Origin of the sequence: Streptomyces sp. NPDC051582 (assembly GCF_040681715.1) — a bacterium.
GTDB lineage: Bacteria > Actinomycetota > Actinomycetes > Streptomycetales > Streptomycetaceae > Streptomyces.
Genome location: NZ_JBFAZJ010000015.1, coordinates 150,427 through 167,920, shown reverse-complemented (window position 1 = coordinate 167,920; position 17,494 = coordinate 150,427). Strand labels below are relative to the sequence as shown.

Here is a 17,494-nt window from a genome sequence, read left to right as displayed (position 1 = left end):
CTCCTCGCGCGCCGCTCAGACCGCGACGAAGGACAGGGTCAGGTACTTGAGCTGGTGGCCCTCGTAGACGAAGTGGCGGTCGATCTCCAGGCGGCCGGTGAAGCGGAAGCCGTTCGCCTCGTAGAGCTCGGTGACGAGTTCCTCGGTGAGCCACCAGTTCAGCCGTCCGTCCGCGAGCGGGTGCGGGGTGATCTCCCCGTCGGGGCTGAGGAAGACGCTGACGACCCAGGCCCCGCCGGGGCGCAGCATCTTGCGGCCGTGCTCCACCCAGGGGGCCCAGTCCTCGCGGCGCTGGTGGTGCAGGCAGCCGTTGTCGACGAGCAGGTCGAGGCCCTCGGCCCGGAAGGCCAGGAAGTCGCCCTGGTGGAAGCGGATCGAGCCGTTCTTGACCTGGGGGGTGTCCCATACGTCGAGCAGGTCGAGGCCGGTGACCTCGGCCTCCAGCCATTCGGCGAGGGACGCCGTCTGGAGGCCGCGGCCGCAGCCGATGTCCAGGACCCGGGCCGGGCCGGAGCCCGGCTGGTGCTCGTCCGTGGGGGCGGCGGCGATCGCGAAGTGCGTGACGCGGTCGTTGGTCTTCGTGCCCGACCAGGAGTCGCGGTTGTTCTTGTACCACTGCTTGAAGGAGTTGCGGACGACCTCGCGGTAGCCGCAGTAGTTGCGTTCGGCGTGCTCCGCGTGCTCGGCGCTGCGGCCGGGGGCGGTCAGGACCGCGGGTGTGCCGCGCCCCTTGATGTCATGATCCTGCGGCATGCTCCCACTCCTCGATTGTTCCGCGGCTTGCGACGACCGCGACTGCGTTGCGCCCTCGCGGGCCTTTGTCGACTTCCGCGGATGCGGCGAGCCATGCACCCGCGCCACTGCTCGATACGGCGATGGCGTGTTCCCGGCGCAGGTGGCGCATGGCGTGGAGAGCCTGTGGATAGGCGACGTCGGTGAAGCCGAAGTAGTCCTGCGGGAAGGCGGCGAGCAGGGGCTGACGCAGCCCGTGGCCCAGCCCGCCCGTGCCGTTCATGCGGCGGGCGCCGCCGGGGGCGCGCTCGTCCCCGTAGACGGCCTCGGCCGGGAAGACGGCGACGGGGCGGCAGTGCGGCCAGGCGCCGGCGAGGGCCATGGCGGTGCCGGCCAGGCTGCCGCCGGTGCCGACGCCCGCGGCCAGGGCGACCGGTTCGACCCCGTGGCCGGAGAGCTGGCCGATGATCTCCGCGCCGGTGTGCTCGCGGTGCAGGGCCGCGCCGACGGCCGCGCAGTGCTGGAGCAGCAGGTGCCGGTCCTCGCGTTCGGCCACGCGGACGGCCTCGTCCATCGCGCCGAGGAAGCCGGTGCCCTCGGCGGCCGTGGTGGTCTTCGCCCCGTTCCTGCGCAGCTGGTCCAGGAGCCGCTGGGGGGCGCCGTACGGGACCACCAGGTGCAGGTCGAGGTCCAGTTGGCCGCACAGCTCGGCCAGGGCGACGGCGAGGCTGCCGCCCGAGTACTCGGCCAGCCGGAGCCGGGGGGAGCCCGCCGAGACCGCGGTCGCGCACAACAAGGCGTACGCGGTGCGGGACTTGACGGAGCCGGAGGCATTGGCTGCCTCCGCCTTGAGCCAGACCGTGCCCCGCCCGGCCCGGCTGGGCACCGGGACCAGCGGGGTGTCCCCGATGCCCGGGCGCAGGGCGGCGAGCCGCGGCAGCAGCCGGTGGGCCTCGGCCTCCAGCGGGGCGAAGGCCCGGGTCAGGTCGGCCGGGGACGGGGCCCGGTCGGCCAGGACCCGTCTGATGTCGGCGAAGCCCGGTACGGGAGTGGCCGGTTCGGGCCCGGCCGGTGCGGGGGCCGCCGGCGGGGGGCCGGCCGTGAGGACCGGTCCCCCGCCGGGGCGCAGGGCGGTCGTCATGAGGGCCGCTCGCCGGTGGCGAGGCGGAACCCGACGGGGTAGAGCGGCCCGGGGAAGGCGCCGTGGCGGCGGCGGGTGCGGGTCAGGTCGCCGAAGCGGGAGAAGGAGCCGCCGCGGGCGATCCGGTAGCCGCCCATCGACTGCACGAGGTGGTCGGCGACGTACGGGCCGTCCGGGTAGGGGGCGTACTCGTCGGCGGTGAACTCCTCGACGTTGCCGCCCATGTCGTGGACGCCGTACGGGGAGCGGCCGGCCGGGAACGCGCCGACCGGGCTGGTGGTGTGCACGCCGGACTCGCGGGTGTTGGCCGCCTCCGGGTCGAAGCCGCCGGGCCAGGGGTAGGGCAGGCCCTCGGGGCCCTTGGCGGCGTGCTCCCACTCGGCTTCGGTGGGCAGCCGCCACGGGTGGCCGGTGCGCTCGGTGAGCCAGGCGGCGTAGGCGTCGGCGTGCCCGGGGAGGATGCCGGCCACCGGGTGGTTGGAGCGGTCCCAGGGGTAGGCGCCCAGGTACCAGGTGGTGGGGCGCTCCTCCAGGCCGGTGTCGGCCAGGAAGGCGCGGTACTCGCCGTTGGTGACGGGGTACGTGGCGATCCAGAAGTCGGCGATCTCCACGGTGTGCTCGGGGCACTCCTTGAGGATCCAGGACTCCTCCACGCCCACGTGGGCCCAGGCGTTGGTGACGTATCCGGTCTCGTTCTCGGGCAGGCCGATGCGGATCCGGCCGCCGGGCACGTGGCGGGTGGCCGGGCCCGCCCCGGTGGTGGGGGAGGGGATGCGGGGGTCGCCGAGCAGGCCGAGGACGTGGCCGGCGGCGAGGCGCTCGGCGGTCGGCAGCTCCGGGTCCTCGACGGCGGCCGCGAGCTCCTCGGGGGTGGTGCCGGGCAGCCGGGCGGGGTGCAGCCTGCCGGGGTCGGCGAGGCCGGCGTGCTCCTTGAAGTGCGGGGAGTCCGCCAGGTCTTCGAGTGAAAGGGTCATGCCGCGGCCTCCTGGAGCAGGGCGATGGTGTGGCCGGCGAGTTCGGCCTTGGCGGACAGGTAGCGGGAGTTCTCCGCGGTGACGTACACGCCGGTGGGGATCACCTCGGTGATCTCGATGCCGTGCGCGCGCAGCTCCCGCACCTTGTCGGGGTTGTTGGTGAGCAGGCGGATCCGGTTCAGGCCGAGGGCGTGGAGCATCGCGGCGGCGGCCGCGTAGTCCCGCTCGTCGTCGCCGCGGCCGATCATGCGGTTCGCGGCGAAGGTGTCGTGGTCCTGGGACTGCAGGACGTAGGTGTCGAGCTTGTTGTAGAGCCCGATCCCGCGGCCTTCCTGGCGCAGGTAGAGGACGGCGCCGCCGTGGTCGGCGACGGCCCGCAGGGCCTCGTCGAGCTGGGGGCCGCAGTCGCAGCGTGCCGAGCCGAGGACGTCGCCGGTCAGGCATTCGCTGTGCAGGCGCACCAGCGGCGGCGCGGGGTCGGCGGGGTCGGCGGGTACCAGGACCGCGAAGTGCTCGCCGGGGTCGGGCAGGTGGTGGAAGGTGACGAGGTCGGCGCTGCGGCCCCGGACGCGGGAGAGGGTGACGGGTACGCGGGCCCGGACCACCGCCGGGATCGCGCCGGGAACGGCCGTGGTCACGGCTTCGGTGACCGCTTCCGGTGTCTTCGCCGAGGTCGTCATGCGGCCACCTGCTTCCGGTCGGCGCTCTGCGCGATGTCGTCGATGTGGAGGGTGTGCTGGATGTGCGCGCCGTAGTCGTCGACGGCGACGAAGACGATCCGGCCGTCCCAGCCGGCCACGGCCACGCGCCCGTCGTCGAGCTGGAACATGCAGGACAGGCCCTGGGCGAACCCGGCGAGGACCCGGCCGGAGGCGAGGGTGCCCGCCGAGTCGGCCCAGTCGACCTGCCAGCAGTAGAGGTTGAAGTCGTAGGAGCCGGCGAGGACGGTGGGCCCCGCGGTGTCGCCCAGCAGCGAGACGCACTTGACGGACTCGTCGGAGCCGAGCAGCGTCTGCGGCGCGCCGGTGCTCCAGCCGCCCTCCCCGCTACGGGTGACCCGGCCGACCTTGACGGTGTGGTCGCGCGAGGCGCTGGCGACGACGGAGCCCTCGGGGCCGTGCAGGCCGGCGACCGCGTTGACGAGGTTGCCGTGCTCCCACAGCTTGGTGCGCCCGCGCGCGCCGCCCGCCTCGACGGTCCGGTCGGTGGCGGCGGACAGGAAGCCGCCGCCGGGGATCGGGGCCAGGGACTTCACCGATCCGCCGTGGGCTTCGACGCGCTCCTCCAGCCGCAGCGTGAGCGGGTCCACGAAGAGGAACTCGCCGTTGTAGGTGCCCGCGATCAGCCGGCCCCCGTCGACGGTGAGGGAGGGGATCGGTGCGCCGAGGCACTCGCTGGAGGTGCGGGCGCCGTCCCAGCGGATGACGTGGCCGGAGTAGGTGCCGGCGTAGATCGTGTCGCCGTCGGTGGTGAGGGACAGGATCGGGCCGTCGGTGAGCTGGATCGGGGTGGCCCGGCTCTGGGCGCCGTTCTCGATGCGGACGGCGAAGACGGTGCCGGAGTCCCCGCCGATGAGCAGCTCGTCGCCGCGTGCGGCCAGGGCGTTGGGGCCGTGGGTGGCGCGCTCGGGGCCGGAGAGTTCGGCCGCGGTGGCCATGTCGTACAGGTGCGGGGCGTTGCGGAAGGAGCCCGCGGCGACCAGGCCCCGGGCGGCGGCGACGGAGCGCGGCCATACGCGCAGGTCGGCGACGGTGTGCCGGCGCCCGCCGGAGCGGTCGAACCAGTGCAGGGAGCCGTCGTAGGCGCCGACGACGAACGCGGAGTCGTCCTCGGCCCAGTCGACGGCGCGGGCGGCGGAGCTGGACACCTCGACGGTCAGTACGTGTTCCAGCTCGCGGGTCAGCAGGTCGACGCGGCCGTCGTCGCGGGCCACGGCGAGGAGGTCGCCAGCCCGGGACCAGGCGCAGCCCTCGATGGAGGAGTCGTAGTGGCGCTTGCGCGCGGCGCCGGAGCCGGAGGCGGGGTCGCTGACGGCGACCAGGCCGTCCTCGCCGACCGTGGCGGCCAGGCCCTCGGCGCTGACGGAGACCATCATGCAGTGCGCCTCGTGGGAGCCGACCTCGGTGAGGAAGGTGCCGTCGAGCACGGACCACAAGGTGGCGCGGCCGTCCTCGGAGACGCAGATGAGGCGCTCGCCGTCGGGCAGCCAGGCGACCGAGTTGATGTCGTCGGTGTGCCGGGCCAGGACGTTGACCAGTGCGGCCGGGCCCTCCTGGGGGACGCGCCAGATGCCGACCGTCTTGTCGGCGGAGGCCGTCGCGAGCAGGGTCGGGTCGGCGGGGTTCCAGGCCGAGGCGTTGACGAGCCGGCGGTGGCGCAGCGTGGCGGTCTCGGTGGGGCGGGCGGGGTCGGCGGTGTTCCAGACGATCACGGTTCCGTCGTAGGACGAGGTGGCGAGGCGGGAACCGTCCGGGCTGAAGGCCACGTGGGTGATCGGGGCCGAATGTCCGGTCCCCGATTTCGGGATGGAGATGGTGCGCACGCTGTCTCTGTCCTTTGTTTCGGAGCCGGGAAGGTGGATTTTCAAGGTGGGGGTGGATGTGGGTGTCCAGTTTCCTGGCATTCACGCTAGTGGGCGCCGCAAAAAGCCGCGAAATACTGTCCTGCAATGTGGGAAGTTTCCCGACCTGATGGATTCGAATTCTCTTACTTGACATGTTGCCGCAGGTCAGGATGGGTCCGCGTCGGATCCAATTGGGATCGATGCGGGAGCGAAACGGGAACCGGACGGGAATGGAACGGGAAGAGGTGATGGAGTGAGCGGGATTATGCGGTTGCCGCTTGCTCTCCGGTCGCCGCCCCTTGATGCTTCGATGAGAAGAGGACTCAAGGGGCTGAGCTCATGCATGTTGTTCTGTTGGAGACGGCATACGTCAGAGGCTTTGACGTCGTGGCAGAGATGGCCGACGACGGTATCGAGGTCACCTTCGTCACGGAGCGCCTGGACGCCTACCGCGCCAATGCCGGGTTCGACCTGATCGAACGCGCGGCGCGGGTGGTGGAGGTGCCGGACCTGTCCGGCGGCCACGACCTGGCCGCCCTGCTGCGGGGACGGCTCGGCCCCCACCCGGTCGACGGCGTCATCTGCCGCGACGAGAACCTCCTGCACGGCGCGGCGCGGTTCGCCCGCGACCTGGGCCTGCCCCACGAGTCACTGGAGGCGGCCCGGCTGCTCGGCGACAAGTCGGCCGTACGGGAACGGCTCGGGAAGGCCGGCATCGGCAGCCTGCGCTGGCGCCGGGCGGTCACCGAGGAGGAGGGGCTGGCGGCGGTCGACGAGATCGGCCTGCCCTGCGTGGTCAAGCCGACGTCCGGCCGGTATTCGGTCGGGGTCACCGTGGCGTGGACCCGGGAGCAGGCCGCCGCCGGGCTGGCCGAGGTGCTGGGGAGCCCGTACGGGAACGGCGACGGGAACGCGGTCGGGAACGGCGACGGGAACGCGGGAGCGAACGGTGAGGAGGACGGCGGCGGGCGGCCCGTCGCGCTCGTCGAGGAGTACGCGGTCGGGCGCCACGTCAGCGCCGAACTGCTCGTCCAGGACGGGCGCGTGGTCCTGTACGGCTTCGCCGAGCGCGTCCCGGCGGCGCCCGGGACCACCGCCGAGCTGGGCGGGCACTTCCCGGCCCGCTTCCAGGGCATGGGCGCCGCACGGCGGTTCGTCCTGGACACCGTCGAGGCGCTGGGCGTCCGGGCGAGCGCGCTCCACGTGGAGCTGCTCGTCACGCCGACCGGCCCGGAGCTGATCGAGGTGAACGGCCGCATCGCCGGGCACGTGGTGACCCGGCAGATGTCGCTGGCGCTGGACCGCTCGGTCGCCCTCGACCTGGTCGCGCTCGCCACCGGCACGCCGGTCGAGGACGCGGCCCCGCCCGTGGCCACCGTGGCGCTGCGCGCCCTGTGGAGCCGGACCGAAGGGATCGTGCGCGGCACGGCTCCCGGGCCCCGGGAGCTGCCCGCCGGGGTGGTCGACTGCGAGGTGACCGCCGGTCCCGGGGACCGGGTGCCGGCGCTGGGCACCAACCACGACCGGTTCGGGTACCTGATGGTGCGCGGCGCCGACGCCGCGACGGCCGTGCGGACCGCCGCGGAGGCCGCGGCCCGGGTCCAGGAGTCGCTGCGCATCGAGCCGGTCGCCGCAGAGGCGCCGGAGGCCGGGCCGGCGCGCCCGGAGCACGGCCGCGCCGGCGGCGAGCACCTGGTGCTGCTGCTGGACCGGGGCGATCCGGTCGAGCGGATCGTGAGCGCGGCCGGCGCGGTGACCGCGCGGCTGACCGTGCTGCGGCGCGACGAGCTCACCATGGACGAGGTGCGCGCACGTTTCCTGGCGGCGCACGCGAGCGTGCCGGTGGCCGCGGTGCTGTCCTGGTCGGGCGCGTACGAACGGGAGGCGCGCGAACTGCGCGCGCTGGCCGCCGGAGACGGCCGGGCGGAAGAGCCGGGCAGCGAGGAACTGGGTGAGCTTCGAGGGCTCCTGGAGGAGCTCGCGTTCGTCAGCGACCCCGTGCACACCGTGCTGGCCCTCGCGGCAGCCGGAGGCCGCGTGGACGTGCTCGCCGCGATCGACGAGAGCGGCGACCAGGCCGCCGAGGACGGCAGCACCGAGCGCCGCCTGACCGCGGGCCCGATGCCCGCGCGGCTGCTGGCCCGCACGGTGGAGGCCGTGCGCGAGGCCGGGATCGAGGGGCCCGCCCGGGTCGTCTTCGGGGCGCGCAACACCCGCCCGCTGGTCCTGCCCGGCTTCGACCGGCAGGTCCTCGACCTCTACGACGCCGCCCACCGGCGGAGCCTGGTGGCGGCCGCCGCCGAGAGCGCCCTGGGCCGGCCGGTGGCCGCCGCCCTGCCCGACGCCGGGCGGATCGCCGTCCAGCGCCACGTCCTGTCCGGGCCGGGCCGCTTCCGCGTGGTCGCCGCGACCGGTGCCGAGGAGCTGTACGACTGGCCCGAGACGGTCTTCGTGCGGACCCCGCTCGATCGCGAGGGCGTCCACAACGGGCCGGTCGTCCGCCTGGAGTACACCGTGGCCGCCCCGGACGCGGTCCGCGCGGAGCAGGCGGTGGCCCGGATCGAGCGCTCGCTGCTGTGGAAGACCGAGCCGGCCGACCGTACGCACGTCCTGCTGCTGGACCGGATCGGTCCCGGGGTGTGGACCCGCGACGACGGCTCGCCGCTGCTGGACCCGGACCGCTACCGGGTCAGCGTGCTGAGCTCGTCCGCCGCGAACACCACGGGCAGCGCTGCCGACTTCGCCGCCCGCACCGACGTGTTCGACCCGGACGGGGTGCGGGCCCTGGCGGGCGCGGTGCACGCGCTGTACCCGGTGGACCGGGTCGCCACCATCTCCGAGCGGCTGCTGGAGCCGGCGGCCGAGCTGCGCGCCCGCCTCGGCACTCCGGGCAGCGACCCGGCGACCGCGCGCAAGTTCGTGGACAAGGCGGTGATGAAGCGCATCGCCCGGAGGGCGGGCATCCGCACCGCCGACGGGCACCTGATCCACACCCCCGAGGACGTCACCGGCCTGTTCGCCCGGCACGGCCGGGTCGTGGTCAAGCCGCGCGACGGTTCGGGCTCGTACGGGGTGTCGGTGCTCACCGACGCCGGGCAGGTCGAGCGGTGGGTGCGCGAGGAGTTCACCCCCGGCACCCACCTGTGCGAGGGGTTCGTGGCGGGCGACATGTGCCACATCGACGCCGTCCTCTACGAGGGCGACGTGATCTGGGACGTGTCCCGGTACGTGAGCGACACCCTGGCCGTCTCCCGGGTGGAGCCGCTCTCCTCGATCACGGTCGCCGACCCCGCCGTGCGCGCGGCCGCCCGCGAACTGCTCGGCCAGGTCGCCGACGCCTGGCAGGTCACGGCCGGAGTGCTGCACCTGGAGGCCTTCCTGGACGAGTCCGGGTCCTTCACCTTCTGCGAGGTGGCGGGCCGCCCGGGCGGCGCGGGCATCCGCCAGGCCTTCCTGGCCACGACCGGCGTCGACCTCTTCCACGCCAAGATCCTCACCGACGTGGGGCTGGACCCGAGGGCCGGCCGGATCGCGCCCGTGGGCGCGTACGCGGGCTGGACCGTGCACTTCACGGTCGGCGGGATGCTGCTGGACTTCGACGACTCGGCGGTCGCGCAGGACGCGTACTACCGCAACGTGCCGTACCGGATCGGCGACGTGGTCCCGCCGCAGCCGTTCTCGGGGACGGGCGCCTGTACGTACGTCTTCACCCACGACTCGCACGAGGAGGTCCGCCGGCTGGTCGCCAGTGCCGAGCACGAGGTGCGTCTGGTGATCGGACTGGAGCCGAAGCCCGGGGCCGCGGGGGCCGGGCGGTGATACTCGGCATCCTCGGCAGCGCCTCCGCGGACTCGGTCTCGCGCCGGGTCCTGGAGGTGGCCGCCCAGCGGATCGGGGCGGCCGGGGCGGCGTACGAACTCCTGGACCTGAGCGTGGAGTTCCCGGGGCGCCACCGGATCGAGGACTACGACGACCCGCCCCCGTACAGCCAGACGGCGGCCCTGCGCGCCCGCATCGCCGGGGCGAGCGGCGCCGTCTTCGCCACGCCGGTCTACCACGGCTCGTACAGCGGGCTGCTCAAGAACGCCCTGGACCACCTCACCGGCGACTCGCTGGCCGACCGGCCCGTGGGGCTGATCGCCGCGGGCGGCGGTCCGCGCGGCGCGGGCACCGCCTGCGACCAGATGCGGGCGGTGGTGAGGGCGCTCGGCGGCTGGGCCGTGCCCACCCATGTGGCCTCCGCCCGCGGCGACTTCACGCCCGGGGTGCCGCTGGAGGAGCTGCACGTACGGATGGACCGGATGGTGGGCGAACTGCTCTCGTTCCGCTCCGCCCGCCGGCTCCCGGCGGCCCTCGCCGGCCGATGAGCCGGGAGCCCTAACCCCCGAATGAACCCCCACTCCAGCGAAGGCAAGCCCGTCACCCGAAAGGACGCGCCATGACCCCCCGCCCCGCCCGCCCGTCCGCCGGCCCCGAGGACCAGCCGCACCTGCTGCTGATCTCGGGGATCGGCGGCCATCCGCCCGCCGCGGCGCTCGATTCCCTCTCGCGGATCGGCCCGGCGGTCTCCGTCGTCCACATCGCGGCATGGGGCGACCCGGAACCGGTGCGCGCCGACTGGGCCGCGCGCGGACTGCGCGGCGAGTTCCTGACCGCGGCCGACCTCGACGACGCGGTGACCGTGGGCCTCGCCCTCCACGAGCGGTATCCGCTGTCGGGCGTGGTCACCTACTCGGAGCTGCTGCTGCGGCCGCAGGCCGAGCTGGCCGAACGCCTCGGACTGCCGGGCAACGCGCCCGAGGCGGTGGGCATCGCCCAGTCCAAGTCCCGGCAGCGGCAGGTCTTCGCCGAACACGGGGTGCCCTCACCGCGGTTCGCGGAGATCCGCGGGGAGGCCGACCTGGCGGAGGCGGCCCGCAGCATCGGATTCCCGGCCGTCTTCAAGCCCTCGCTCGGCGCCGGCAGCCAGAGCGTGCGCCTGGTCCGCACGTACGGGGAACTCGTCGAGGCGTACCGCGACGGCCGGGCCACCGTCTCGGCCTTCCTCCAGAGCGAGGACGTCTTCCTGCTGGAAGAGCGTCTCGAACTGGAGGCGGACGCAGACAGCGGCTGGGCCGCCTACTGCAGCGTCGAATCGCTCCTCGCGGCCGGGGAGCGGCACCACCTGGCCGTCTCCGACCGGATCCGGCTGCGCCACGGCTACGCGGAGGAGGGCGCGTCGATGCCGTCGAGGCTCGGCGCGGCCGACCGGGCCGCCGTCGTGGACTGCGCGGACCGGGCGATCCGGGCCATCGGGCTGACGACGGGGGCCGTGCACACGGAGATCGCGCTGACCCCGCGGGGGCCGCGCGTCATCGAGGTCAACGCCCGCGCGGGCGGGCCAATGCCGGTCATGTTCGAGGTCGGCGCACGGTACGACTACGCCGAGCAGATCGGCCGCAGCGCCCTGGGCCTGGCGCCGGACGCCGTGCCGCAGTTCACGCGGACGGCGCTGGTGAGGATGGTGCCGATCCCGGCCGGCGAATGGCTGGTGACCGCGCAGACGCCGGTGGCGGAGCTCATGGCGGCCTTCCCCGAACTGGCTTACGTGAAGCCCCGGTTCGGGATCGGCCAGTCGGCGAGCCGGGACCGGACCCTGCACCTGGCGACGTTCATGCTCGGCGCGCCGACGCCCGCCGGGGCGCTGGAGCTCGCCGGCCGGATCGAGCGGGCGCTGGGCATCGAACTCGAAGAGGCGGCCGGCGCACCGTCCGAGTCCGTCCCGGTCCGGGCCGCATAGCCGTGGACACGCACCCCCCGCCCCGCCCGACTCCGCAATCCCGCCTACTCATGACGTGGGGATCGCTCCGATGAAGAAACGCATCTACGCCACTGGACTGTCCGACGCCGTCGGACTCGGGATGTACCTGTCCCTGTCCGTCCTCTTCTTCCACAAGGCCGTTGAACTGCCCAACGCCGAGATCGGGCTCGTCCTCGGCATCGCCGGGGTCACCTCGCTGCTGGGGGCCATGCCCATCGCGCGGGCCGCCGAACGCTTCGGCACCCGTACCGTGCTCACCGTCCTGTTCCTGGTCCGGGCCGCCGCCTTCCTGGCGCTGGCCGTGTCCTCCTCCTTCGTCGCCGCCCTGCTCGCCTCGGCGGTCGCGGGGGTGCTCAGCCGGGGCATCAGCCCGCTGATCGAATCGGGCCTCATCGCCCGGGCGAGCAACGAGGAGGCGGTCGGGGCGCTCGCCCGGCTCCGGTCGCTGCGCAACGCCGGAATGGCGGCCGGCGCGCTGCCCTCAGGGGCGGCCATCGCGATCGACGAGGCCTGGGCCTACCGGGCGGTGATGGTGCTCTCCGCCGTCCTGTTCATCGGCTGCGCCGCCGTCTGCCGGACCCTCGCCGACGGCGGACGCCCGGCCGGGGCCGCGCGGGGCGGCCCCTCACGCGGCAGTGTCCTGCGCGACCGGGCCTTCCTGCGCATCACCGTCCTGTACGGGGCCCTGACCATGTCGGCGCTGGTCCTCGGGCTCGGGGTCCCGCTGTGGGTGGTCCAGCAGACGCAGGCCCCCGCCTGGACCGTGACCGTGGTCCAGGTCCTCAACACCGCCGTCGTCGTCGCCCTCCAGGTCCGGATCAGCAAGGGGTCGGACGACTTCCGCACCGCCCGCAGGATGATGCGGCGCGGCGGGCTGCTGTCGGCTCTGGCAGCGGGGGTCGTACCGCTGACGGCGTTCGGCGACGCGACCACGAACCTGGCCCTGGTGATCGCAGCCGCGCTGCTCTTCTCCCTCGGGGAGCTGTACATCATGTCCGGCGCCACCGGCGCCGCCCTGCTGCACATCCCCGAGGGCCGCAAGACCGGCTACCTCGCCGCCTTCAACCTCGGCTTCGCCGTCACCACCGTCGTGGGACCCCCTCTCATCACCACCTCCGTCGGCTGGGGCGGCTGGGCCTGGCTCGGCTGGGCGCTCTACTTCACCACCGTCGGACTGGTCGCCACGCGTCTCCCGCAGCCGACCCCGGCCGCCGGGAAGGCGCCGCAGACCGCGGGAAGCCCCGCGTGAGGCGGGCCGAGGAAGCACGGGAGCGGGCCCCGAACATTCCCCTGTGCTCGGCGTACCGTCATCCTCGGACGACACGCCTCAGCCCATCTGCCGCAGCGGCCGGTTCCGCGACGGAGTGCCGGACGAACTCTCCGCCCGAGTGCGGCCAGCGGCGTGGTCGGCGCCGATCGCGACGCTGTGGGCGGCCGAGGCGAGCGTGAGGTGACGGTGCCAGCCCTTGAAGGAGCGGCCGGCGAAATCGCGCAGACCGGCCCGCTCGCCGGTGACGGCGCTGTCGAAGGCCGTCCGCCGGCTGAGTTTGGCCAGCCGCATCAGCCCGTCGAGCGAGGTGGTGGTGAGATCCGTGAGCCACAACTCGCTGGGCGGGCCGTTGCGGTTGGTCCACTCGCCCATCAGCAGCCACTGCTGCGGACCGGCGGGCGAGCGGCGCGGCTGCGGCAGCTCGACGCGTATGCCGGCGACCAGGGTGCTGCGGACGACGGGCGTCCCCGAGGAGGGGTCCAGCCATTCGACGGGCCGGCGCAGTCCGCGTACGTGCTGGAGCATGTCGGCCAGCGGTATCGGTCCGGCGCCGTATCCGGGCATGGCCGTGTCGGCGACCCGCAGCTGGTCCATGGGCCGCATCCGGGCCATGACGGGAACTCCCGCGGTGTGGAAGCGGCTCAGCACGGCGCTGCTGACGAAGTCGCGGGAGGGCAGCACGACCGGGCGGCGCTCCACGTCGCCCCAGGCGAGGACGTCGAGGGCGGAGGCCGTGGCGCACTCGCCCGGCGACTCCTCGTCCACCCAGTCGGGGATGTCGGCCCGGCGGCGCTTCTCCTCGTCCTGGAGCCAGGAAGGGGAGAGGTACAGGCGCCAGTTGACCGGCGCGCTCATCGCCTCCGAGGCCATCCACAGCCCGAAGGAGTGCTGGCCGTGCACGGAGTGCCCCAGCTCGGGGACGAACCGGCGGTCTATGCCCGCCGACTGCTCGCCCGCCTTCTGGATCGGCATGGACTGGATGACCCAGGCCTTGGGCTGGACCGTCTGCTCCACGTGCCGGGCGAGCGCCGCGCGCATCGGGGCCCAGTTCCAGGTGGATTCGCTGATGAAGTGGTGCAGCGACTGCTCGGTGCCCGCTCCGCCGACGACTCCGGCCATGTTGCGGATCGACTTGCGTCCTTCCGCGTAGAGCAGGCCCCGGAGGTACTGCTCACCGCGGGCGCGCTGGTCGCTGCGGCGCAGCGACATGAACAGCTGCGGTGCGAGCTCCGAGATCATCGCTTCGACGATCTGGGCTCTGTGGTCGGCCGTCGTGGTCGACGGTATGGCGGGTGGGGAGTGGGGATCCTGTGCCGGAGGGGCGGCTACAGGTGCTTGGTAGGCGCTGTGCGCGGCGGCAGGCCGGGTGCCGGAATGGTTCGCCGCGCGCCGCACGGTCCGCCGGCTGGCGCCGAGGCCGAAAGTCTTCATCGCTGCTCCTGAGTCCGAGTCAGGACGCAACTGTGCGAGGAGCCGTTCCCGCTTCGTTCCCTCTTCGCTACCGCTTCCCCCCGGAAGCTCTTAGGATCCTGGGGAAGGCTCTTCAGCAGGGGGCATTGAGGGGGATGGGCAAGGAGGCCATGGCGAATTCAGTGGAAAGCCAGGTGCGTTTCAACATTCTTGGACCGCTTGAAGGGTGGATGGCGGGAGAGCGGTTAAAGCTCGGCGGTCAAATTTACGAACGAGTTCTTGCCACTCTGCTGCTCGAACCGGGAAATATTGTCCCGGTTGTCCGTCTTGTGGAGGCGGTGTGGGATGAGGAACCTCCGGTAACCGCTTCCCATCAGGTACGCAAGGCCGTCGCCGACCTGCGGCGTCGGATCCCGGGGGGCGGGAAGCTGATCGTCACGGACGGTCCCGGCTACCGCGTACAGGTGGCGGACGAGCAGCTCGACCTGCTCGCGTTCAACGGACACATGCAGCAGGCCCGGCGCGCCGTCGCCGTGGGCCAGCCCCAGGAGGCGGCCGACCAGCTGCGCGCGGCCCTGGCCCTGTGGCGCGGCCCGGTGATGTCGGGCGCCGGCGGCTCGGTGGTCGAGGCCGCGGGCGCGGTACTGGAGGAACGCCGGCTGGGGGCGGCCGAGCAGCTCTTCGAACTGCGCCTGGCCCTGGGGGAGGCCGGCGAACTCATCGGCGACCTGCGCACGCTCATCGCACAGCACCCGCTGCGGGAGTCGCTGCGCGGTCATCTGATCCTGGCGCTGTACCGCTCCGGCCGGCAGGCCGAGGCGCTCGCCGAGTACGCCAAGGTCCGCGAACTGCTCGTCGAGGAACTGGGCATAGACCCCAGCGCGCAGCTCACCAAGCTGTACGAGGCCATACTGCGCGCCTCCCCCGAGCTCGCCGGCCCGGCCGCCCGGCCCGTGGCCGTGGCCGTGGACCATCCGCCCGCGCCGCAGCCCCCGGAGCCGGACGCTCCAGCCGCCCGGCGGTCCGCGCCCTCCGGCGCCGGGAACGACCGCTTCCCCACCCTCGCCTCCCTGCACGGCGCCCCCTGCACCCTGCCGCCCGGCATTCCCGACTTCACCGGTCGTGAGCGCGAGCTGGCCGAGGTGCTGGAGGCGTGCCGCCAGGACGCCGGGGAAGGGTCCCGGGTCGTGGCGATCGACGGCATGGGCGGCTGCGGCAAGACCTCGCTGGCGGTGCGGACCGCGTACCAGCTGGCCGAGGAGTACCCGGACGGCCAGCTCTACGCCGACCTGCGCGGTTTCACCCCCGGTGAGAAGCCGCAGCGGCCGTCCGCCACCCTCGGCGGTCTGCTGCGCACCCTCGGCGTTCCCGCGGACAGCATCCCCGACGACGAGGCGGGCCTGATCGGCCTGTGGCGGGCCACCCTGACGGGCCGGCGCCTGCTGCTGCTGTTCGACAACGCCCTCGACGCCGGCCAGGTGCTGCCCCTGCTCCCGTCCTCGACCGAGTGCCTGGTGCTGGTCACCAGCCGGGCCCGGCTGCTCGATCTGGACGGCGCGGACTGGATCTCGCTGGGGGTGATGGAGCCGCAGGAGAGCCGGGTGATGCTCGGCGAGATCCTCGGCGACAGCCGGGTGGCCAGGGAGCCGGAGGCCGCCGCCGAACTCGCCGACCTGTGCGGCCACCTCCCGCTGGCCCTGCGGCTGGCGGTGGCCCGGCTGCGCAACCGTCCGCGCTGGACCGTGCGCTACCTGGTGGAGCGGCTGGAGGACGAGACCCGGCGGCTGGACGAACTGAGCGCGGGCGAGCGCAGCGTGGCCGCCACGCTCAGCCTGTCGTACAAGGCGTTGGAGAAGGAGCTCCAGGGCGCTTTCTGCCTGCTGGGCCTGCACCCCGGCGCGGAGGTCGACGTCTACTCGGCCGCGGCGCTGCTGGAGACCGGGGTCCGGGACGCGGAGGACATGCTGGAGGACCTGCTCGACATGCACCTGCTGGTGCAGAACGATCCGGGGAGGTACGCCTTCCACGACCTGGTGCGCACGTACGCGCTCTCCCTCGGCGAGGGCAGGGGCGGGCGCGAGGCCCGGGACGCCGACGAACGGCTGCTCGGCTACTACGCCGCGGCGACGGACTCCGCGTGCACCCTGCTGTTCCCCAGCCGCCGCAGCATGCACGTGGATGCTCCCGACACCGCGTACGCGCTGCCGCCGATGCGCCGCGAGGACCGCACCCTGGAGTGGTTCGACCGGGAGTCCGCGGGCATCCAGACGCTCCTGGCCCGGGGCGGGCACGACGAGAGCCCGCAGCTGGTGTTCGCCCTGGCCCGCAACGCGTCCTTCCACCTGAACCTCCGCGGACGGTTCGCCGAGTTCGAGGCGGTGTGCCGGGTGGGCCTGACCGCGACGCGCAGCATGGGCGATTCCCTGCTCATCTGCCAGACGCTCAACAACCTCGGGGTGGCGCGCTGGAAGCTGGGCCGGCTCACCGAGGCCGTGGAGGCGGCGGAGGAGGCGCTCGACTGGGCCAGGAAGGCGGGAGGGCCGGACGACGAGACGGTCGCCCTCGGGCTGCTGGGGATCGCGCACTACGCGTTGGGGAACCTGGCGAGCTCGTACGACTACACGACGCAGGCCGTGGGCGAACTCAAGGAGGGGGGACGCACCAAGCTTCCGCAGCAGCAGGCGGAGGACCTCAACAACGTCGGCACGGTGTGCCTGGCGCTCGGCCGGTACGAGGACGCGGTCGATGCCGCGCGGCAGGCGATCGAGATCTGCCGGGCCTTCGCGTTCCCGGAGCAGGAGGCCCTGGGGTGGACGACCCTGGCTCTGGCGCACTGCGGCGCGCGCGCGTTCGAGGAAGCGGAGTCCAGCCTTTCCCGGGCGCTGAACATGGGTTCTTCGTGCCCGGAAGAGGTCCTCGTGCTCGCCTTCGCGGTCTCGTCGGAACTCTGTGACCGGCGCGGTGACGTGCGGCGCTCGCAGGAGCAGGAGGCCACCGCGCTGAAGCTGCTCACCTCGACGATCTCGCCCCAGCGGCGCGCCAGGGTGGACAACGTCCTGGCGCTCAAGCACGGCCGGGGCGGCCGTTACGAGGAGGCCCTGCGCCTGCACGAGAGCGCGTTCGTGTGTGCCGAGGGCATGGGTTACCGGGTGGAGATGGCGCACGCCCTGGACGGGATGGCGGTCGCGGCCGCGGGGCTCGGCCTGCCGGCCGCGGCCGGGTACCGGGAGCGGGCCGAGGTGCTCTTCGAGGCCATGGGGGTGCCGGCCGAGGGGCGGCGCACCCGCTGACCGCGGCGCGGGTGCGCGGCGGTACGGCAAAAGCAGTGGGCCCCGTCCGGCTTCGGACGGGGCCCACTGCGTGCGCGGAGGGGGTTCGGATCAGACGCCCGTGGGGGTCGCCGGGGGCGTGGTCGGCGGCGTGGCCGGGGCGACGCCCGGGCCCTTGGTGTCGGCCAGTACGGAGTGCCCCGTGCCGTTGGCCTGGTGGTCCTGCTCGACTGCCGCACCCAGGCCCAGGGCGAGGGCGACCGCGAAGATACCGACCAGACCAGCGAGCTTGCCGCGCATTTCGAACCCCTTGTTTGTTTGGAAATCCCGTGTCG

General features: G+C 73.5%; 12 protein-coding genes. 5 read left to right on the top strand and 7 right to left on the bottom strand.

Annotated elements, in window-relative coordinates:
* Positions 1-15: 15 nt before the first annotated feature.
* Genes AB0M92_RS21145 through AB0M92_RS21125 form a run of 5 tightly spaced genes read right to left on the bottom strand, consistent with a single transcriptional unit; the run spans position 16 to position 5,389 of the window.
* Positions 16-753 carry a class I SAM-dependent methyltransferase gene (locus AB0M92_RS21145; protein WP_366103777.1) on the bottom strand — a complete coding sequence of 246 codons (738 nt, stop codon included), beginning with the start codon at positions 751-753 and terminating at the stop codon, positions 16-18.
* Positions 737-1,873, bottom strand: coding sequence for a pyridoxal-phosphate dependent enzyme (locus tag AB0M92_RS21140; RefSeq protein ID WP_366103776.1), 1,137 nt, complete (start codon positions 1,871-1,873; stop codon positions 737-739). Before AB0M92_RS21140 ends, AB0M92_RS21145 begins: the two co-directional genes overlap by 17 nt.
* Positions 1,870-2,847: an SUMF1/EgtB/PvdO family nonheme iron enzyme gene (locus tag AB0M92_RS21135; protein WP_366103775.1), complete on the bottom strand. Its 978-nt coding sequence runs from the start codon at positions 2,845-2,847 to the stop codon at positions 1,870-1,872. Before AB0M92_RS21135 ends, AB0M92_RS21140 begins: the two co-directional genes overlap by 4 nt.
* Entirely contained in the window at positions 2,844-3,527 is a 684-nt protein-coding gene (gene ribA / locus AB0M92_RS21130; RefSeq protein WP_366103774.1) for a GTP cyclohydrolase II RibA, read from the bottom strand. Before ribA ends, AB0M92_RS21135 begins: the two co-directional genes overlap by 4 nt.
* The gene (locus AB0M92_RS21125; RefSeq protein ID WP_366103773.1) at positions 3,524-5,389 is read right to left on the bottom strand and encodes a WD40 repeat domain-containing protein; all 1,866 of its coding nucleotides are present in this window, start codon (positions 5,387-5,389) and stop codon (positions 3,524-3,526) included. Before AB0M92_RS21125 ends, ribA begins: the two co-directional genes overlap by 4 nt.
* A gap of 417 nt (positions 5,390-5,806) precedes the next feature.
* Here AB0M92_RS21125 and AB0M92_RS21120 point away from each other — a divergent pair, with 417 nt between their 5' ends.
* The 4 genes from AB0M92_RS21120 to AB0M92_RS21105 all read left to right on the top strand — a co-directional run bounded on the left by AB0M92_RS21120 (position 5,807) and on the right by AB0M92_RS21105 (position 12,459).
* Positions 5,807-9,229, top strand: coding sequence for a hypothetical protein (locus AB0M92_RS21120; RefSeq protein ID WP_366103808.1), 3,423 nt, complete (start codon positions 5,807-5,809; stop codon positions 9,227-9,229).
* Positions 9,226-9,777, top strand: coding sequence for an NADPH-dependent FMN reductase (locus tag AB0M92_RS21115; RefSeq protein ID WP_366103772.1), 552 nt, complete (start codon positions 9,226-9,228; stop codon positions 9,775-9,777). The genes AB0M92_RS21120 and AB0M92_RS21115 overlap by 4 nt, the downstream gene beginning before the upstream one ends.
* Positions 9,778-9,848: 71 nt before the next feature.
* Positions 9,849-11,189 (top strand): ATP-grasp domain-containing protein, encoded by a 1,341-nt coding sequence (locus tag AB0M92_RS21110; RefSeq protein ID WP_366103771.1) that lies wholly within the window; start codon positions 9,849-9,851, stop codon positions 11,187-11,189.
* 70 nt (positions 11,190-11,259) lie between these two features.
* Positions 11,260-12,459 carry an MFS transporter gene (locus AB0M92_RS21105; RefSeq protein ID WP_366103770.1) on the top strand — a complete coding sequence of 400 codons (1,200 nt, stop codon included), beginning with the start codon at positions 11,260-11,262 and terminating at the stop codon, positions 12,457-12,459.
* Positions 12,460-12,537: 78 nt separating this feature from the next.
* Here AB0M92_RS21105 and AB0M92_RS21100 read toward each other — a convergent pair whose 3' ends face one another.
* Positions 12,538-13,719: a transposase gene (locus tag AB0M92_RS21100; RefSeq protein ID WP_366103768.1), complete on the bottom strand. Its 1,182-nt coding sequence runs from the start codon at positions 13,717-13,719 to the stop codon at positions 12,538-12,540.
* A gap of 635 nt (positions 13,720-14,354) precedes the next feature.
* Here AB0M92_RS21100 and AB0M92_RS21095 point away from each other — a divergent pair.
* Positions 14,355-17,180, top strand: a complete 2,826-nt coding sequence (locus AB0M92_RS21095) for a BTAD domain-containing putative transcriptional regulator (protein WP_366103767.1) — start codon at positions 14,355-14,357, stop codon at positions 17,178-17,180.
* A gap of 90 nt (positions 17,181-17,270) precedes the next feature.
* On the opposite strand, the gene AB0M92_RS21090 is transcribed toward AB0M92_RS21095, so the two are convergent.
* Positions 17,271-17,459, bottom strand: coding sequence for a hypothetical protein (locus AB0M92_RS21090; protein WP_366103766.1), 189 nt, complete (start codon positions 17,457-17,459; stop codon positions 17,271-17,273).
* Positions 17,460-17,494 lie beyond the last annotated feature (35 nt).